This window comes from Sinorhizobium americanum, assembly GCF_001651855.1.
Taxonomy (GTDB): Bacteria; Pseudomonadota; Alphaproteobacteria; order Rhizobiales; family Rhizobiaceae; genus Sinorhizobium; species Sinorhizobium americanum.
In genome coordinates this window covers 134,041-153,247 of the sequence record NZ_LNQC01000053.1, presented here as the reverse complement: position 1 = coordinate 153,247, position 19,207 = coordinate 134,041, and the positions used below count along the sequence as shown (strand labels likewise).

The 19,207-nt window shown below is 64.0% G+C and carries 15 protein-coding genes; 7 read left to right on the top strand and 8 right to left on the bottom strand.

Features of this window, described 5'->3' with window-relative positions:
• Nucleotides 1-74: 74 nt before the first annotated feature.
• On the bottom strand, nucleotides 75-773 hold the full coding sequence (locus ATC00_RS14650; protein WP_064253344.1) for a GntR family transcriptional regulator: 699 nt from the start codon (nucleotides 771-773) through the stop codon (nucleotides 75-77).
• A gap of 83 nt (nucleotides 774-856) precedes the next feature.
• On the opposite strand from ATC00_RS14650, the gene ATC00_RS14645 reads away from it, so the two are divergent.
• From ATC00_RS14645 to ATC00_RS14630, 4 genes are all read left to right on the top strand, one after another.
• Nucleotides 857-2,317 carry a mannitol dehydrogenase family protein gene (locus tag ATC00_RS14645; RefSeq protein WP_064253343.1) on the top strand — a complete coding sequence of 487 codons (1,461 nt, stop codon included), beginning with the start codon at nucleotides 857-859 and terminating at the stop codon, nucleotides 2,315-2,317.
• A gap of 395 nt (nucleotides 2,318-2,712) precedes the next feature.
• Nucleotides 2,713-3,390, top strand: a complete 678-nt coding sequence (locus tag ATC00_RS14640; RefSeq protein WP_064253342.1) for a L,D-transpeptidase — start codon at nucleotides 2,713-2,715, stop codon at nucleotides 3,388-3,390.
• Entirely contained in the window at nucleotides 3,387-3,938 is a 552-nt protein-coding gene (locus ATC00_RS14635; protein WP_072642907.1) for an OmpA family protein, read from the top strand. The genes ATC00_RS14640 and ATC00_RS14635 overlap by 4 nt, the downstream gene beginning before the upstream one ends.
• Before the next feature lie 375 nt (nucleotides 3,939-4,313).
• A complete protein-coding gene (locus tag ATC00_RS14630; RefSeq protein ID WP_064253461.1) occupies nucleotides 4,314-5,708 on the top strand; it encodes a sulfite oxidase in 1,395 nt (464 codons plus the stop codon).
• A gap of 272 nt (nucleotides 5,709-5,980) precedes the next feature.
• Here ATC00_RS14630 and ATC00_RS14625 read toward each other — a convergent pair whose 3' ends face one another.
• From ATC00_RS14625 to ATC00_RS14615, 3 genes are all read right to left on the bottom strand, one after another.
• Entirely contained in the window at nucleotides 5,981-6,769 is a 789-nt protein-coding gene (locus ATC00_RS14625) for an ATP-binding cassette domain-containing protein (protein ID WP_064253340.1), read from the bottom strand.
• The gene (locus tag ATC00_RS14620; protein WP_064253339.1) at nucleotides 6,762-9,017 is read right to left on the bottom strand and encodes an ABC transporter permease; all 2,256 of its coding nucleotides are present in this window, start codon (nucleotides 9,015-9,017) and stop codon (nucleotides 6,762-6,764) included. The genes ATC00_RS14625 and ATC00_RS14620 overlap by 8 nt, the downstream gene beginning before the upstream one ends.
• 264 nt (nucleotides 9,018-9,281) lie before the next feature.
• Nucleotides 9,282-10,364: a substrate-binding domain-containing protein gene (locus ATC00_RS14615; protein WP_064253338.1), complete on the bottom strand. Its 1,083-nt coding sequence runs from the start codon at nucleotides 10,362-10,364 to the stop codon at nucleotides 9,282-9,284.
• Nucleotides 10,365-10,796: 432 nt separating this feature from the next.
• Between ATC00_RS14615 and ATC00_RS14610 the strand changes: the two genes are divergently transcribed.
• Entirely contained in the window at nucleotides 10,797-11,546 is a 750-nt protein-coding gene (locus ATC00_RS14610) for a carbonic anhydrase (RefSeq protein ID WP_064253337.1), read from the top strand.
• Between the two features lie 189 nt (nucleotides 11,547-11,735).
• Nucleotides 11,736-12,485, top strand: a complete 750-nt coding sequence (locus ATC00_RS14605; protein ID WP_064253336.1) for an SDR family oxidoreductase — start codon at nucleotides 11,736-11,738, stop codon at nucleotides 12,483-12,485.
• Between the two features lie 228 nt (nucleotides 12,486-12,713).
• On the opposite strand, the gene mmsB is transcribed toward ATC00_RS14605, so the two are convergent.
• From mmsB to ATC00_RS14585, 4 genes are all read right to left on the bottom strand, one after another.
• Complete coding sequence (gene mmsB, locus ATC00_RS14600; RefSeq protein ID WP_064253335.1) at nucleotides 12,714-13,610, bottom strand: 3-hydroxyisobutyrate dehydrogenase; 897 nt, start codon at nucleotides 13,608-13,610, stop codon at nucleotides 12,714-12,716.
• A gap of 53 nt (nucleotides 13,611-13,663) precedes the next feature.
• Nucleotides 13,664-14,731 (bottom strand): enoyl-CoA hydratase/isomerase family protein, encoded by a 1,068-nt coding sequence (locus ATC00_RS14595; protein WP_064253334.1) that lies wholly within the window; start codon nucleotides 14,729-14,731, stop codon nucleotides 13,664-13,666.
• A gap of 12 nt (nucleotides 14,732-14,743) precedes the next feature.
• Entirely contained in the window at nucleotides 14,744-15,886 is a 1,143-nt protein-coding gene (locus tag ATC00_RS14590; protein ID WP_064253460.1) for an isobutyryl-CoA dehydrogenase, read from the bottom strand.
• 226 nt (nucleotides 15,887-16,112) lie between these two features.
• Nucleotides 16,113-17,531 (bottom strand): helix-turn-helix domain-containing protein, encoded by a 1,419-nt coding sequence (locus ATC00_RS14585; protein ID WP_037383847.1) that lies wholly within the window; start codon nucleotides 17,529-17,531, stop codon nucleotides 16,113-16,115.
• Between the two features lie 140 nt (nucleotides 17,532-17,671).
• Here ATC00_RS14585 and ATC00_RS14580 point away from each other — a divergent pair, with 140 nt between their 5' ends.
• Nucleotides 17,672-19,204 (top strand): acyl-CoA carboxylase subunit beta, encoded by a 1,533-nt coding sequence (locus ATC00_RS14580; protein WP_037383844.1) that lies wholly within the window; start codon nucleotides 17,672-17,674, stop codon nucleotides 19,202-19,204.
• Nucleotides 19,205-19,207 lie beyond the last annotated feature (3 nt).

The window sequence follows — 19,207 nt, the reverse complement described above, 5'->3', positions numbered from 1 at the left end:
ACCGCTGCACACTTTTGGGCGACATGCATTACGGCGCCGCGCGTCTCTGCCGTTTCCTCCGTGCCCTTGCGATCCTATGCAAAATAGTCCGGATGGTGCTGCCGAAGGGCCGTGACGTCGGGAATGACGGCGCCGAGGTGGCGCATCATCGCCTCGCAGGCGCTTTTGACGTCATGCGCCGCGATCGCGTCGCGGATTGCCGTATGTTCCTCCGTGACAGTCGCCATGCGACCGGGCACGGGCAGGGTCAGCCGGCGGGCGCGATCGATCTGCAGCTTGACCGTTTTGACCAGGGTCCAGATGCCGGGATAGCCGGCGATCGCGGAAATAGCCTCGTGGAAAGCCTCGTCCTCTGCGTAGAAGAGTGAAGCGTCGCTCAGGCTCGCATGCGCGCGCTGGCGGGCAATGATCGCATCGAGACGTGCAATATCCTCCGCCGCGGCGACCTGCGCCGCACGCTCGACGGTCGTGCGCTCCAAGGATTTGCGTATGACCACCGCCTCGGGAATGGCCGACAGCGGAATGCGCGAGACGAAGGTTCCCGATTGCGGGAATATCTCGACAAGGCCTGCTTCAGCAAGCCGCAGGAGCGCCTCGCGCACCGGTGTCCGACTGACGCCGAACTCCTCGGCAAGGACCTTTTCCTGCAGCGGCATTCCCGGCTGCAACTCAAGCGAGATGATTGCAGCATGGAGCTGCTGGTAGATGGCAGCCGCCGTCGTCACCCGGCGAAGCCTTATGCCGTTCGTCCGATCTGAAGCTTGATGCCGCAATGCGAGCCGCCATGTTTGACAGGGTTTGTCATACTAGTATATCAATTTCGACGCACTGCCAATCGACGCGGGAGGAAGAGACCATGCGGCTCTCAAGATTGACGCTCGACCGTCTGCCGGAAGCCGTGAAGAAGCCGAATTACGATCCGGCACAAGTTTCCGTAGGCATCGTCCATCTCGGCATCGGTGCCTTTCACCGCGCCCACCAGGCAGTCTTTACCGACTCAATTCTGGCCGAGGATGTTTCCTGGGGCATCTCGGGCGTCTCGCTCCGCAGCCCCGATACGCGGGATGCCCTTGAACCTCAGGACGGGCTTTACACGCTCAAGATCCAGGACGGCGAAGGCGAGCAGTTGCAGGTCGTCGGCAGCATCGTCGAACTGCTCTGCGCACCGGAGGAACCGGAAGCCGTTCTCCGCCGGATGGCCGATCCCGCCACGCGCATAGTGTCGCTGACGATCACCGAGAAAGGCTATTGCCACAACCCCGCGACCGGCACGCTGGATGAAGCGCACCCGGATGTCGTCCACGATCTTGCAAATCCGCAGCGGCCGCGTTCCGCAATCGGCTTCATCGTCGAGGCGCTTGCCAGGCGGGAGGCGGCCGGCATCGCTCCGTTCACCCTGCTTTGCTGCGACAACCTTCCGTCCAACGGCCATGTGCTGAAGCGCGTGGTGAGACGCTTCGCGGAACTCCGCGATCCGGTCCTTGCGGCTCTCGCAGATCGTCTCTCCTGCCCATCCACCATGGTCGACAGGATCGTGCCGGCCACAACCGACAGCGACCGGGAGGGCATCGCGACGGCGCTTGGGCTCGAGGACGCCTGGCCGATCATGACCGAACCCTTCCAGCAATGGGTGATCGAGGACGATTTCCCGCGCGGCCGTCCAGCTTGGGAGAAGGCGGGCGCCGTCTTCGTCGACGATGTCGCCGTGTTCGAAATGATGAAGCTTCGGCTGCTAAACGGCAGCCATTCGACCCTTGCCTATCTCGGCTATCTGGCGGGCGCAGAGACGGTGGCCGAGGCCATGGCCCTACCCGGGATGGAGGTGCTCATCGAAGGTTTGATGCGCGAAGAAGCGACGCCGACCTTGCCGCCGCTCCCCGGATTCGACCTCGCCGCCTATCGCGCCGACCTCCTGCGGCGGTTCCGCAATCCGCGGCTCCGGCACCGGACTTGGCAGATCGCCATGGACGGATCGCAGAAGCTGCCGCAACGCCTGCTCGGCACCATTCGCGACCGCCTGCGGGCCGGGGCCGGCTACGAGCGCCTGGCGCTCGGCGTCGCCGCCTGGATGCGCTACGCGCGTGGGTTCGACGAGCGCGGCCGGGAGATCGACGTCCGCGACCCGCATACCGCCCGGATTGCCGCACTCGTCCAAGACATCGTCGAGCCTGAGCAGATCGTCGACGCCTATCTGACGATGCGGGATGTGTTCGATGCGGATCTGGCCGGGAGTGATCCGTTCCGCCTTGCGCTTGTCAAGGCTTTGACGAGACTCTTCGGACAGGGCTCGGCGGCAACGCTGCGCGCCTATGCGTGAGTTGATACGCCCCTCATCGGCTGCTGCACCCTCTCCCTGACAGACCAAGAGAACGGACGATATCGCACTCTCCGTCCAGCCGATAGATGGGTAACAGAGTGAACCGGATACATGGGTTGTGAAGTGTAGTCGTCGACCCTTACCTCTCGCCGAGTCGTCGTGAAGATCGCACTCGCCCGGCACGGCAAGAGGCGCACGGCGCGGAGCAAAAATGAGGCAATCCGCGCCATAGGTCCGCGAACATCGCGGCTCGAGGGTTGGGCGAGAGCGCATCGGATCCGACGAGAGACCAAAACGCCGTTCTACTTGGGAACCCGGCGAAGTTTTATGTTGTGGCAGGTGAAAAATCTGATTTACTGCCACTTCGCTACTTGGCTTTACGGGGGATATTGCCGATGGGGTGGACGCGCAGGGATATTGTGCTTGGCGGTTTAGCGTCATTTGGCACCGTGGCGGTACAGAAACCCACATTGGCAGCTGCGTCTTCCTATTTTTCCGGCACCGCCGTCGACAATGGTGTGACATTCCGAAGCACCAACTTTGCCAAGATCGACAAGAAGTGGCGCCGCCAGGTTGTCAGATATTTCAGCAGCGAGCCGATTGGCACCGTCGTTGTCGATACCAGGCACCATTTTCTCTACCTGATCATGGAGAACAAGACTGCCATTCGCTATGGCGTCGGTGTCGGCCGCGAGGGCTTCAAATGGTATGGCCGCGCCACGATCGACCGGAAATCGCATTGGCCGCGCTGGACGCCGCCGCCGGAAATGCGTGAGCGCCACCCCGAACTGCCTGAATCGGTCGAGGGGGGTTCGCCGAAGAATCCGCTCGGCCCGCGCGCCATGTACCTGCTTCGCGATGGGGTCGATACCGGCTATCGTTTGCACGGTACGCTGGAGCCGGGCAGCATCGGCAAGGATGCCTCCAGCGGCTGCATCCGCATGTTCAACGAAGACGCAATCGATCTTTATCAGCGTTGCCCCATCGGCACCGCGGTGCAAGTCCTGCCGCATATTGCCGACCAGGCTGAAAGTGCAGCCGCTCAGGTCAGCCAAGCAGGCCCGGTCGAATGAGGAATATCACCCCGATGTCTGCTTTGACCGGATCTACGAGGCTGCTTGTTGGCGTGGCCATGCTCCTGGCGCTCGCCGCCTGCAACACCACTGAAATCGCCGCGTTGGAAGAGCCGGCGGCGCCGATGGCCGGACAGACCAATGATCCGGCACCCGGTTTCGAGAATGTCGCGGCGGGCAGCGAAGAAGACTTCATCCTGAATGTCGGTCGACGGACCTATTTCACGCAGGACTCGGCCACGCTCGATGCCGTCGCCAAGGCAACCTTGGACAAGCAGGCACTCTGGCTCAACAGCAACCCGCGTTGGCTGGTCAAGCTCCAGGGATTTGCAGACGATTCCGGATCCGGGTCAAATATGGCAACGCTGTCGCAGCAGCGCGCCGACGCGGCGATGGCCTATCTCGTCTCGAAGGGCGTAGATGCCAACCGACTGTGGGCCAAGGGTTACGGCAACGAGCGCGAGGTCCGTGACTGCACGGACCGCTCCTGCAAGGTGCAGAACCGGCGCGTCGTCTCCAACCTGCGCACCGAGCGCGACTCCCTCTGATCCCATCATGACTTGCGGATAGATCCATCCTGCCTCCATCAAGGCAGCAGACGACTCAGGCCGCCGGAAGAGATCGCGAAGCCGTATCCTTGCCTTCCATGCCGCCGATCCATTCGATCAGGCTCACCGCCGGGCCGATGCGGTCGATCGTATCACCCACCGTCCGAGAGTAGGCCTTTAACAGCTCGACATCCGGTGCGCGACTGAATCTACTTGTCGACATAGCCCGTGACAGGCGTGGAACTGCGTGCCCAGGCCGCGGACAGGCTTCGTCCAAAAAGGGGTCTTTCAGCGATACCCGGCGAAAGCGAAGATGCCGCATGATATATTGCCGCGAATGCTCGTCCGGTCTTGCCGAAAGGCATGGGGGTCCCGATGCCTCTGTTCATTGTACGACATCAGCACTCGCCCGAAGCCTGCCCCGCGCGCGATCCGACCATGGGCGTGATGCTGCTGAACCATCTGAGCAGGCCAAGCGCCGCTCGCCATGGCGTCGTTATCAAGGGCGAGGCCGTCATTCGCGGTGCACACACGCTGTTCTTCATCGCCGAAGCGGCGGATGAGGGCGCCCTCGAGGCGTTCTTGACGCCGTTTCGGCAAGTCGGCGAGGTGGAAGTGATGGCGGCGTCGACATGCGCCGAGGTGGTTGCGAGCGGCGGCTGCGATGCGCCGCCGACAGATATTTCGGCGGCGCTGCTCGATCCGGCCCACGCTTGCCAGGACGCTATCGACGGTGGACTTCTCGTTCACCGCGCCTATCCGTTGAACGGCGAGACGTCGGTGCCGGACCTCGCGGGCGGCGCAGTCATGCCCAACGGCCGGTTCTACCTGCGCAACCATTTCGATATCCCGAACCTCGATGGCGAGCGCTACCGCCTCTCGGTCGGCGGGCTGGTCGAAAGACCCCTGAGCCTGAGCATGCGGGACCTTCGCAATCTTCATGCCGAGAGCCTTGTGGTGACCCTCGAATGTGCCGGCAACGGCCGCAGCCTGTTCGATCCGGCGGTGCCCGGCGAGGCCTGGGGCATGGGTGCCGTGAGCACCGCCGAATGGACGGGCGTTCCGCTTATCGAGTTGATCGAAAGGGCGGGCCCGCGACCCGGCGCGACGCAACTCACGTTTCGTGGGGCGGACGGCGGGACCGTCGAGGGTCACGATGCACCGATCCGTTTCGAGCGCGGCCTCACCGTCGACCAGATCCGCGAAGCAGGAGCGCTGCTTGCCTACGAGATGAACGGCGAGCCGCTGTCGCCGCCTCACGGCTTCCCGCTGCGGCTGGTCGTGCCCGGCTGGTACGCTGTGGCGTCCGTTAAGTGGCTGACCGAGATCATCGTTACCGACAGACCTTGCGAGGCCCATTATCAGGTGGAAAAGTACTGGTACGAGTGGACACGCAACGGCCACGACGAGCGCGCGCCGGTGACGCTGATGAATGTGCGGGCGCTGATCGCTTCGCCCGATCAAGGCGAGAGCCTGCCGCGCGGCGAGACGGCGATCCGCGGTGTCGCATGGTCGGGCGCCGGCAGCATAGCGAGCGTCGATGTCAGCCTGAACGGTGGGCCGTGGCGCGAGGCGCGGCTCGTCGGCGAACGGCGGCGCTCCGCGTGGCAATGGTGGGAACTGATCACCCGCCTCGACGAGACGGGGCCGCTCATCGTGCGGGCGCGCGCCACCGACATGGCGGGCCGGACCCAGCCTGAGCACGCCGAGTGGAACCGCCTGGGTTACGGCAACAACTCGATCCACTGCGTGACCGCACAGCTGATCTGAAGCCTATGGTAGGTTTCCTTAATTCGGAGACGTTCGCCGCGGCGAAGGTGACCCGAGCCGATGTCAGTACACGACAGTGGCCTACTGCGGCTTTAGGTGCGGGACGGCGAGGCTTCACCTCCGCTCCTCATTCCTGTGCTCGTCACAGGAATCCAGCCAGCCAAGTCTTTGGCTGAAAGACTCTTCCACTCCGCAGACGCGGCGCTGCTGGATCCCTGTGACAAGCACAGGGATGAGGGCGGAAAGCCGCCCACCCTTTTCCTCATCCCGCTCTATGACCGGCGCGTTCTCGCTTCGTCCGCCGTCAGCGCCGTGTCGCTGGTGCCGGAGACGATGATCTCCAGTACCTCGTGCTCGTCGGTGTTCCTGATGTAGCGGTCGCCGACATATTCGCCGCGCTTCAGCACCATGACGCGATCGCCGACGGCGAAGATGTCGACGAGCCGGTGCGAGATGATGATCTGGGCAACGCCTTGCCTCTTCAGTTCGAGCATGGTCTCGAGCAGCCGCTCAGTCGCCATCACCGACAGATTGGCGGTCGGTTCGTCGAGGATCACCACCCGCGGCTCGAAGGAGATGGCGCGGGCGATCGCCACCGATTGCTGACGACCGCCCGAGAGGCTTTCGACCTTCTGATAGACCGAGTTGACGTCGACCTTGAGCCGCTTCAGAACGCGATCGGCTTCCGCATACATCGCCCGCCGGTCGACGAAGGGACCTTTCAGCGGCCAGCGGCCGAGAAAGATGTTCTGGCCGACATCCATGTTTCCGCAGAGCGCGAAGTCCTGGTAGATCATCTCGATGCCGGCGTCACGGCTCTCATGCGGGCTCTTGAACTGGACCGGCTGCCCGGCAACGAAGATCTCGCCGGCATCGCGCTGATAGGCGCCGGTCAGGATCTTCATGAGCGTCGACTTGCCCGCCGAATTGTCCCCGACGAGCCCGAGAATTTCGCCGGGATAGAGGACGAGATCGACCTTGCGAAGCGCCTGCACGGCGCCGAAGGCCTTTTCGATGCCGCGCATCTCGACGATCGGTTGCGGCGATTGCGCATCAGCCATGACTGCCCGCTCCTGTCGGCGCTTCCTTCGCGAAGCGTGCCCGCAGAGTCCCGAGGATATTGGCCTGGCGCACCCAGATGTCGATCAGCACGGCGATGATGAGTATGACGCCGATGAAGACGTTGATCCAATGCTGCGGCATCGTAAAGCCCTGGACGTTCAGCTGCAGCAGCGCCCGGATCAGGGTAATGACGGCGGCGCCGGCAAGCGCGCCGATCATCGTCCCGTGGCCGCCGAAGATCGATCCACCGCCGATGATCACCGAGGCGATGGCGTCAAGTTCGCGGAACTGGCCGGCGACCGGATTGAAGCTGCGGAAATAGGCGACGTTGATCAGCCCGGCCATGGTCGCGCAAAGCGCCGCCAGCATCAGCGAGAGGAAGCGTATGCGATTGGTGTTGATGCCGGCATAGGCGGCGGCGCGTAGATTGCCGCCGGTCGCGCAGACCTTGAGCCCGAACGGCGTATAGGCGAGCACGATACCGGCGACGACGGCGACCAAGAACATCCAGACGGTCTGGACGCTGACGACTTCGGCGACAGCCCGGACGATGCCCGGCGGCAGCGAGACGCCGTAATAGAGGAGCACGTCGCTGACCTTGCGGCCAATGAGATTGTAGGCCTCGCTCCAGCCGGTCAATTGCTGCCCGGCGACAAACCAGGCGGCAAGGCCGCGGGCGATATAGAACATACCGAGCGTGGCGATGAAGGAAGGCAACTTGAAGCCGACGGTCATCGTCGCGTTGACGAGCCCCGCGGCCATGCCGGCGAGGAGGCCCATTGCGATCGCCGTCATCGGATCGGCACCGAGCACTTTGAGGAAATAGGCCGCCGTGCTTCCGGCAAGAGCGAGCACCGCGCCGACGGAGAGGTCGATATCGCCGGCCGCGATCACATAGGTAAGCCCGATCGTGATCAACGCCAGCTCCGTATAGTTGAGCAGGATGGCGAAAGTATTTGAGAGGTTCCACCAGTAGTCCGGCCGAAGTGCCAATCCTGTCAGCCACAGAACGGCAGCAAGGATGATGGCGAGCGCGTCGCGGCGCGCCAGGAATTTGCCGAGTCCCGTCGCCGACAGCGCCATGTCCGCCGCCATCGCTCCCTTGGTCTGCACGCCCTCGACCGCAACGCCGCCCATCTCCATCGCCGGAGGCGGCGGCTGCCGGCGCAGCCAGGCCCAGAAACGGGCCAAGACCTGCCGGCGAATGAGATAGGGTTCGATCAGGACGGCGATGACGAGAAGCAGACCGAGGAAGACCAGCACGGCACCTGCCGGCAGCGTATAGCGGGCGCTGACCGCAATGCTCTCGCCGTCGATGACGACGGTGCGGGTGATCGGCCAGCCTTCGCGCAGCACCTTGTCGATGAGCACGACCAGCGCCGCACCAAGGCAGGAGCCGACGACCCGGCCGCGGCCGCCGAGGATCGAGGCGCCGCCGATGATCACCGAGGCGATCACGGTCAGCTCCCAGCTGACGCCGTAGAGCGGGGTCACACCTTTATCCTGGGCAGCCGCCAGGAGGGCGGCGACGGTCGCCGAGAGCGAGGAGATCAGATAGGCGCGGATACGCACCCAGTTCGCCGGGATACCGGCATAGACGGCCGCCTGTTCGTTGCCGCCGGTGGCGAAGGTCTCGTATCCCCATCGCGTCTTGCCAAGCACGATCGCCCCCACCGTTGCGGCGATGGCGAAGATGGCGATCTGGTTGTTGAAGCCAAAAGCATTCGTCTCGCCCAGGTGAAAGAACGTCGGATACTCCCTCGCCTTGCCGGAATAGTAGATCGCCTGGCCATGCGTCAGCGCCAGCACGAAGCCGCGGCCGATGAACAGCATCGTCAACGTGGCGATGAAGGCAGGGACTTTGAGGAGGGTGACGAGGACGCCGTTGAGGAGGCCGATAGCGGCGCCGAGGAGCAGGCAGAGGACAATGGTCGCGACGATGCCGAGATCGAGGAAACTCGGCGCGAAAAGCCTCGCGAAAACGACGGCGATCAGCCCGTAGGTCGAGCCAACGGAGAGATCGAGATCCTTGTTGACGATAACGAAGGTCATGCCGACGGCGATGATCCCGACGCGGGAGGTGTCGCGAAGAAGCGCGTGCAGGCCCTCGGTAGAACCGAAAAAAGCGGGGTTGACTGCCGCCCCCGCGAGATAGAGCAGCGCGATGAAAACGAGTAGCCCGCCCTCCCAGCTGCCAGCGAGCTGGGAGGGCGGGCGGCCGAACGATGTCGTCGCGGTCGGTATCATGTGGGTTTCGTCCGCTTGCTCGCCGTTAGGGATGGTGGCACTTGCCGCACCCCCTCTGGCCTGCCGGCCATCTCCCCCGCAAGGGGGGAGAAGACTCGCGGCAAGCTCATCTCTCTCATAGAGAGGGCTGGCGATATAGGGCGGGTTGATGCGCACCGGGCGTTGCCACACCCGTTCTCCCCCCTTGTGGGGAAGATGGCCGGCAGGCCCGAGTGGGTATGGTTTGCCGCCATCATTCGTTCTCTATTGCCTGCCCACACGGCATCAGTTCTCGAAGCGCTTGCCGACCTTTTCGACGTTCTCCTTCGTCACCAGCTGGGCACGCGTGTCGAGATTGGCGGCCGAGATGCCGCGGTCGATCTGCAGATAGAGCTGCATGACCGGCCAGAAGCCCTGCAGGAACGGTTGCTGTCCGAGCGAGCCCGTGAGGTTGCCGGCAGCGATGCCTTCCTGCTGTGCCGGACCGAGATCGAAGCCGAAGGCGCAGAACTTGCCGGTCCAGCCCATCTGCTCGACCGCCTTGACGAGCGGCGGCGTGAAGACGTTGTTGGCCGTGAAAGCACCGACCACGTCGCCGCGCGACTCGAAGAGGGTCACGAGCGCGTTGACCGGATCGTTCGGGTTGGTATCGATGCCGACGTTTTCCGGCCCGGCGTCGACCTTGAAGGCGTCGAGCTTGCCGGCATCCTTCAGCGTCTTGACGATCGCGTTGAAGGCGGCGGTGACGCGGTTGTTCACCTCGATATTGCCCATGGCGGTCGACGACGGCAGCAGGATCGAGCCGCTGGTCTTGCCGCTGTCGAGCACGCATTTGGCGAGCGCCTCGCCGCCGATCGCGGCAGCGGACGCATCCTGGCCCGTGTGGCTGATGCCGCTGCGGTTGAGGAGCGTTTCATCGAACGAGTTGGTGGTGGCGACCGGTATGCCGGCTGCCTCGGCCGCCTTGACGATGTCGTTGTAGGCGCCTACCTGCGGCGTCGTCATGATGATGCCGTCGATTTTCGGGTCGCGGACGATCTGGTTGAGGATCTCGATTTCGCGGGCCGGATCGTCCACCGGCGATTCCGAGCCGAGCAGCAGTATCTCGGCGCCGATCATGTTGCCGGCCACCCTCGCCCCGACATAGACCGGATCGAAGAAGCCGTTGCCGGCCGTGTGGGTAACGATCGCGAAGGTCAGATGACCGTCGGCCGAATGGAAGTCCTTGGTTTTCGGATCTTCCTTGGCGGCGTCCTCGAAATTGTAGCCGCCAACGGCTTTCTCGACGCTGCCCGATTGCGCGGATGCAGACGTAACGCCAACTGATAACGCCGCGGCGGAGACCGCGGAGAGCAAAACTCGCCTCATGGCTTTCCTCCCTCGGATCACGCGTGAGGCCGGTTCTCACAACCGAGGCCTGCGTGACCATTCCCAATGGATAGAGCGGGATACAGGTGGAAAACCGCGTACATTTTGCCCCTTCCCCCTCCAAGTGTCAGCGGGCGAAAGCGGTTCGGGCGCAGTTTGCGAGAGGCGCGTCGAAGGCTCCCTCCCATCCGCCTATTTTCTGCGCAGTTGGAGCACAAGTAAATGGCGAACTTTCAGAAACCAGCCGGCGCCCGCGATCACCGGCGGAACGCCCCGATTCTCCGTCCCGGACAGGCAAAATCCGCAAGCGATATCCGTTTCGCGCAGCCTTCTTGAACTGCGTCATTCCGGACAGTTGTTGGACAGGTTTGCAGACACAACATCCCGTCCCCGCGGGCGCATCCGCTCGCGCATGATCGAAAGGGAATAAGAATGGAAAGGCGTGAATTCCTCCGGGGCCTGGCCTTGCTTGCCGCTTGCCCGCTCTGCGTCAAGACGGCCTACGCCGCCGAAGGCGTGCATTGGAGCTATGAAGGCGAAGAGGGCCCGGAGCATTGGGGCTCCTTGGGCAAGGAGAACAGTGCCTGCTCGGCCGGGTCGCAGCAATCGCCGATCGACATCACCGGCGCGATCAAGGCCGATATTCCGGACCTCGCGACCGACTGGAAGAGCGGCGGCACGATCCTCAACAACGGCCATACGATCCAGGTGAAGGCGGCAGGCGGCACGCTCAAGCGTGGCGACAAGACCTACGATCTGGTGCAGTACCACTTCCACGCGCCGAGCGAGCATCTGGTCGACGGCAAGGGCTTCCCGATGGAAGTGCATTTCGTCCACAAGCACGCCGAAACCGGCGAGCTCGGTGTCCTGGGCGTGTTCATGGTTCCCGGAGCCCGGAACGAGACCTTCGCGAGCGTCGCCGCCAAATTCCCGCAAAAGGCCGGCGAAGAGGTAGCGCTCGAGGCCGTCGACCCGAAGGGCCTATTGCCCGCCTCGCTCAAATACTGGGCCTATGAGGGATCGCTTACCACCCCGCCCTGCAGCGAGATCGTCGACTGGATGGTGGCGATGGAGCCGATCGAGGTCGATCCGGCCGATATCAAGAAGTTCACGGCGCTCTACTCAATGAATGCGCGGCCGGCCGTTGCTGGCAACCGCCGCTATGTTTTGGGCTCCAGCTGATTGGTGCTTTCGGCAGCGGTCGCTTCTCCTTTAAGGCTGCCGGACACCCGGCAAGGCATCGCCTTGCCGGGTGTGTGTCGCGACGCGTTCACGGCAACGCTTGCGTAAAGAACCCTTCGCTGCAAATGTCCCTCGGGATGAAGGAGCCACCCCATGGATCAATGGCTCTACCAGCGACGAGGGCAAGCGATGTTCGATCTCACCGGCAAGACAGCGCTGGTCACAGGCGGCGGCCGCGGGCTCGGGCTGGAAATGGCGAAAGCGCTGGCAAGGGCGGGCGCCTGGACGGTGATCAACGGCCGCAGCCGGCAAAACCTCGAAGGGACGCGCGAGCGGCTTGCCGGCGAAGGCATTGCGATCGGCGTCGCGCCAGGGGATATCACGCGCGATATCGGGGCCATCCTCGCCCAGGCGACCGAGAAGACCGGCCAGCTCGACATTCTCGTCCATGCGGTCGGCGAGCGCGACAGGCGCGGCACCGAGGCGATGGAGCCGGACGACTTTGCGCAACTCCTGAATACCGACTTGACCGCAGCCTATGCCGTTGCAAGGGCCGCCCTTCCGCTTCTCAAGCGTTCCGCTTCCGGCCGGCTGATCTTCGTCACCTCGATCGCCGCCTTCGCCGCCCGCGCCGGCGATCCTGCCTATACGGCGGCAAAGGGCGGGCTTTCGGCGCTGACCCGGTCGCTTGCGGTCGAGCACGGTGCCAACAATCTCACCGTCAATGCGATCGCACCCGGCTGGTTCGCAACCGAGACAAATGCGCATCTCGCCGCCGACCCGGCCCTCCAGGCTTTCGTCGAAGTGCGCATTCCGTTGAAACGCTGGGGCCGGCCGGAAGAAATTGCGCCCGCCGCGGTCTTCCTCGCCTCACCGGCGGCAAGCTTCGTCAACGGCATCACCCTTACCGTGGATGGCGGCATGACCGTGCAGATGTGAAGCTCGGAGAGGGCGCCGGCACCTCTGGTCAGCGCGGTACGCGCCGCTACCCCCTCTGGCCTGCCGGCTATCTCCCCCACAAGGGGGGAGACGAGTTGCGGCAAGCCGCTCAATTCCAGTGGAGAGGCTGACACAGGCGGTATGCTTTAATGAGGCACAGAGGGGTGCCGCAGATATTCTCCCCCCTTTTGGGGGAGATAGCCGGCAGGCCAGAGGGGGTAGAGCTTCCTACCCGCTCTTCGCCTCCTCATTGCCCCGCAGCATGCGGATCAGCCCGGAGAAATCCTCGGCCCCGTGGCCGTGCTTGTCGAACAGGCTGTAGAGCTGCGCCGCCTGGGCGCCCATCGGCGTCGTCGCCCCGCTCGCGCTTGCCGCCTGCTGCGCCAGCATCAGGTCTTTCAGCATCAGGCTCGCCATGAAGCCGGGCTTGTAGTCGTTGTTGGCCGGCGAGGCCGGCACGGGTCCGGGCACCGGGCAATAGCTGGTCAACGACCAGCACTGGCCGGACGAGGTGGACGCCACGTCGAACAGCGCCTGGTGCGACAGGCCGAGGCGCTCGGCGAGCACGAAGGCCTCGCAGACCGCCGCCATCGAGACGCCGAGGATCATGTTGTTGCAGATCTTGGCGGCCTGGCCGGCGCCGGCATCGCCGCAATGGACGATCTTCTTGCCCATCGCTTCGAGCATGTGCTTGCCGCGGGAAAAGGCGCCGTCACTGCCGCCGACCATGAAGGTCAGCGTCCCGGCGGCCGCACCGGCGGTGCCGCCGGAGACCGGCGCATCGAGCGACGGGCAACCGGCTTTGTCGGCGAAGCCGTGGACCTTGCGGGCGCTTTCCACGTCGATCGTCGAACTGTCGATGATCAGCGTGCCCGGATCGACAAAGCCGAGCAGCTCGTCCCAGACATAGATGACATGCGATCCTGCCGGCAGCATGGTGACGACGCATTCGGTTTCGCGCACGGCTTGCGAGATCGACCCGGCTATCGAGACGCCGGTCCTCGCCGCGGCATTGCGGGAGGCCTCAGACAGGTCGAAGCCGGTGACGGCGTGTCCCGCCTTCACGAGATTGGCGGCCATCGGGCCGCCCATATTGCCAAGCCCGATAAAGGCGATCTTCGTCATCTTGCCTCTCCTCCTCAAAACGCATCCCACTCCCAGCGCCTAGCGCGCTCGCCTCAGCGGCCGGCAAAAAGCGGCGCGCCGTCATAGCTCCCGAAGCGCGCAAGCATCTGCGGCGTGACCTCATCGAGCCCGACTGACCACTTCGGATTGCGGTCCTTGTCGATCACCGCGGCGCGCACGCCCTCGTAAAAATCCGGGTTCGAAAGCATGGCCACGCAACCGGCATATTCTCGCTCCAGGCAGTCGTTCAGGGTCGCGCTCTCGCGCCCAGCTCTCAGCAGCGAAAGGGTCAGCTTCAGGCTGATCGCCGAGCGCGTCTTCAGGAGGGCAAGCGTCTCGCGGGCGAAGTCCGAGCCGTCCCCCTCCAGGGCCGACAGGATTTCCTCGACCGTGTCGAAGGCGAAGCAGCGGTCGATAAGGCCGACGTGCTCGAGCAGCGCCGAGGCCGGCGCCTCGCCAGAAACGGCACGGATCGCGGCCGAAACATCCTCGGCGCTCGCCGATGAGGGAAGCCCGACAAGAGAAGCTATCAGCTCGTCAATCTTCTCCGACGGAACAAAGCTGTCGGCTAGCCGCGCGTAGATTGCCGCAGCAGCACTGACGTCGCGGCCGGTGAGACCGAGATAGGTACCGAACTCGCCGGGCGCCCGCGGCAGGAGCCAGGTCGCCCCGACATCGGTGAAATAGCCGATCCCCGTTTCCGGCATGGCGAAGCGGGTTTTCTCGGTGACGACGCAGTGGCTTCCATGCGAGGAGATGCCGACTCCGCCGCCCATGACGATGCCGTCCATGATGGCGACATAGGGCTTGCCGTAGGCGGCAATGCGGCTGTTGACGAGGAACTCCTCGCGCCAGAACTGCGCCCCCTCCTCGGGCCGTTCGCGGCCGCTCTCGTAGATCATGCGGATGTCGCCGCCGGCACAAAGCCCGCGATCGCCCTCGCCGGTGACGAGAACGGCCGCAATCGCCGGATCGCGCTCGAACTCCGTCAGTGCCGCGTCGATCGCCCGGATCATCGCCAGATTGAGACTGTTCAGCGCGCGCGGCCGATTGAGCCGGAGCCTGCCGATCGCGCCCTGGCGTTCGACGATGACCTCCGGTTGAACGGTCTGCATCTCCATGAAATGTCCTTCCTATTTCCGTCCCATGACGGCGCGCGACACGATCAGCCGCATGATCTCGTTCGTTCCTTCGAGTATCTGGTGCACCCTCAGGTCCCTGACAATCTTCTCGACGCCGTAATCGGCGAGATAGCCGTAGCCGCCATGCAGCTGCAGCGCGTCGTTGGCGACAGCAAAGCAGCGATCCGTGACAAAACGTTTGGCCATGGCGCAGAGCTTGGTCGCCTCCGGATCCGCGGCGTCGAGTGCGGCGGCGGCCCGCCAGAGGAATGTGCGGGCGATTTCCAGATCGGTCGCCATGTCTGCAAGCCGGAACTGCAGCGCCTGGAATTCGCCGATCGCTCTTCCGAAGGCCCGGCGCTCCTGGACATAGGCGAGCGCCTTGTCGAAGGCGGCCTGCGCGCCGCCGAGCGAGGCGGCGGCGATGTTGAGGCGTCCGCCATCGAGCCCGGCCATGGCGATCCTGAAGCCCTCGCCTTCGGCGCCCAGCCGGTTTTCCGCGGGGACGCGGACATTGTCGAGCATCACCGCCCGCGTCGGTTGGGCATGCCAGCCCATCTTCTTCTCGTTGGCGCCGAAGGTTAGGCCCGGCGCCTCCTTGTCGACGACGAAGGCGGAAATGCCCTTCGGTCCCTCCTCGCCGGTGCGCGCCATGACGATGTAAAGGCCGGATTCGCCGGCGCCGGAAATGAACTGCTTCTGGCCGGTCAGCAGATAGGCGTCGCCGTCGCGCACGGCCTTGGTCTTCAGCGCCGCCGCATCGGAGCCGGAACCGGGCTCCGTCAGGCAATAGCTCGCCAGCGTCTCCATGGTCAAAAGCGCCGGCAGCAGCCGCTGGCGCTGCTCGTCCGTGCCGTAGCCGTCGATCATGCCGGCGCACATATTGTGGATCGACACGAATGAGGCGACCGCCGGGCAGCCGGTCGCCAGCGCCTCGATGATTATCGCCGCGTCAAGACGGGTCAGCCCCGTGCCGCCGACGTCGTCGCGGATATAGATGCCGGCCATGCCGAGAGCGGCGGCGGCACGCAGCGTCTCCACCGGAAAATGCTTCTGCTGGTCCCAGTCCACGGCGTGGGGCGCAAGCTCGACCCGGGCGAAATCGAGCGCCATTGCGCGGATGGCTTCCTGCTCCTCCGACAGGCGAAAATCCATATGCATGTCCTCCCTGACCGGCATATTGACGACGTGGCGCCCACTGCATGTTTCCATAAATCGGAGACGATTTATGGATAAAACATGCAGCGTTCAAAGTGCTACAGCGACCTTTGCGCGTCCGATAAGACGCGCGGCGCTGTAGTTACACCAAATCTCGCACAGGCACAGACGCAAATTCTCACAGTATCTGTTCAAAAACGAACAATGCCGCAGAGCAAGCGGCTCAACTCTCGCTCAAACGATACGGCAGAGCCGCCCGCATGTCATGATCGACGATCAGCTTACGCTTCAGCGGTGGCACCGCGCGGCTGGCGCATTTGGTACGCTCGCAGATGCGGCAGGAAATGCCGATCGGGTCGAAGGCCGCACGATTGCCGAGATCGAGGTCGTCCGCATAGACGAAGGCGTCGGCATAGGAGATCTCGCAGCCAAGCGACAGCGCATAGCGGGGATGGGCGGCGCGGTAGCCGCCGCCGCCCTTGGTGATCTGTGTCGCGAGACAAAGATAGCGCACGCCGTCCGGCGTCTCGGCGAGCTGGCGGATGATCCGGCCCGGCGCCTCGAAGGCTTGGTGGACGTTCCAGAGCGGGCAGGCGGCGCCGAAACGGGCGAATTGCAGCTTGGCGGCACTGTGGCGCTTGGTGATGTTGCCGGCCCGGTCGATGCGGGCGAAGAAGATCGGAATGCCCTTTTGGCCCGGCCGCTGCAAGGTCGACAGCCGGTGGCAGACCTGTTCCAGCGAGGCGCCGAAACGGGCGGCGATGAGTTCGATATCGTGGCGCAGCTCGCGCGCCGCCTTGAGGAATGCCTGGTAGGGCAGGATGAGCGCCCCGGCGAAATAGTTCTGCAGGCCGATCCGACAGATTTCGTAAGCCTCTTCTGTTCGGAAGCCGGCGCTGCCGACCACCCGGTCAATTTCCTCGCGCGCGTGAAGCTGGGCGATCTGCAGCGCCAGCTGGAAATCGCGCGTCGGCGGCGGCGCATAGGGGTTCAAGGTCAGAATACGGGCGCGCGGATCGAAGCGGCGAATCGCCTCGTCGCCGGCGGCACCCCGCACGATACGCACACCGTGCCGCTGTTCGAGATAGCCTGTGAGCGCGGCGTGATTGTCGCCCTCTCCCAGGCGGAGTTCGCCCGCCAGGCGCTCGGCCAGGGTGTCGATCTCGTGGATGTAGTTGTCGACGAAATGGAAGAAGTCGCGCACTTCCTCGTAAGGCGTCGTCTCGACGAAGGAAGCGTTGCGGCCGATCGTGTCGTCGATGCTGGCGAGCTGTTCGCTGTTGCGGCGATAGGCCTGGTGGCACTTGATCAGCGCATGCGCCAGTCCCGGGGCATTCTGGCTGATCAGCTTGAGTTCCTGGAGGCTCGGCGCATAGGTCTCGAACAGTGGGTCGCTCAAGGCTTCTGAGAGCGCCGAGAGCAGCCGGTCTCCCTCGCCGGTGGAAAGCTCGGCGATGTCGATCTGGAACTTCTCCGCCAGCGCTAACAGCACCGCCGCGGAGACCGGTCTCTGATTGTTTTCGATCTGGTTGAGGTAGCTAGTCGAGATGCCGATCCGCTCGGCGAACTGACCCTGCGTGGCGCGATTTGCTTCCCTGAGTTCCCTAACCTTGCGGCCGATATAGAGCTTGCCGATCGCCATATTCGCAACTTTGCAATTCGCGTTTTACAATTTTATATCTTCTACATTTGCACATGATCCGGCTTTCTGCCAGCTACTGTTCGGCGCTATTGCGATCCCAGCGAAGCCTCTGCACAATCAACGAAAATGGGAGGAGAGCGATGCGCGCAATACTTGAACAGGTCGAGGCCCGCCGGGCCGAGGCACGCGCCGGCGGCGGCGAGAAGCGCATTGCCGCTCAGCATGGCAAGGGCAAGCTGACGGCCCGCGAACGCATCGACGTGCTGCTCGACGAGGGCTCCTTCGAAGAATACGACATGTACGTGACGCATCGCTGCGTCGATTTCGGCATGGCTGACCAGAAAGTCGCCGGCGACGGCGTGGTCACCGGCTGGGGCACGATCAACGGCCGGCAGGTCTATGTCTTTTCCCAGGACTTCACCGTGCTCGGCGGCTCGCTGTCGGAGACGCATGCCCAGAAGATCTGCAAGATCATGGACATGGCAGCCCGCAACGGCGCCCCGGTGATCGGCCTCAACGATTCGGGCGGCGCCCGCATCCAGGAGGGTGTCGCATCGCTTGCCGGATATGCCGAGGTATTCCGCCGCAACGCCGAGGTCTCCGGCGTCATCCCGCAGATCTCGGTGATCATGGGGCCGTGCGCCGGCGGGGCAGTCTACTCGCCCGCGATGACCGACTTCATCTTCATGGTGCGCGACTCATCCTACATGTTCGTCACCGGCCCGGACGTGGTGAAGACGGTGACGAACGAGATCGTCACCGCCGAAGAACTCGGTGGCGCCCGCACCCACACGAGCAAATCCTCGGTCGCCGACGGCGCCTATGAGAACGACATCGAGGCGCTCGAACAGGTGCGGCTGCTCTTCGATTTCCTGCCATTGAACAACCGCGAGAAGCCGCCGATCCGGCCTTCCCATGACGACCCTGCACGCCTCGAGATGCGTCTCGACAGCCTCATTCCGGAAAGCGCCACCAAGCCCTACGACATGAAGGAGCTGATCCTCGCCGTTGCCGACGAGGGCGACTTCTTCGAGCTGCAGGCGGATTTCGCCCGCAACATCATCACCGGCTTCATCCGTCTCGAAGGTCAGACGGTCGGCGTCGTCGCCAATCAGCCGATGGTGCTCGCCGGCTGCCTCGACATCGATTCCTCGCGCAAGGCGGCCCGCTTCGTGCGCTTCTGCGACGCCTTCTCGATCCCGATCCTGACACTCGTCGACGTGCCCGGCTTCCTGCCCGGCACCGCCCAGGAATATGGCGGCGTCATCAAGCACGGCGCCAAGCTGCTCTTCGCCTACAGCCAGGCGACTGTGCCGATGGTGACGCTGATCACCCGCAAGGCCTACGGCGGCGCCTATGACGTCATGGCCTCGAAGCATATCGGCGCCGACGTCAACTATGCCTGGCCGACGGCCGAGATCGCCGTAATGGGCGCCAAGGGCGCGACCGAGATCCTCTACCGCTCCGAACTCGGCGACCCGGAAAAGATCGCCGCCCGCACCAGCGAATACGAGGAGCGCTTCGCCAATCCCTTCGTCGCCGCCGAGCGCGGCTTCATCGACGAGGTGATCATGCCGCATTCGTCGCGCAAACGCATTGCCCGCGCCTTCGCCTCGCTGCGCAACAAGCAGGTGGAGACGCGCTGGCGCAAGCACGACACGATCCCGCTTTGATCG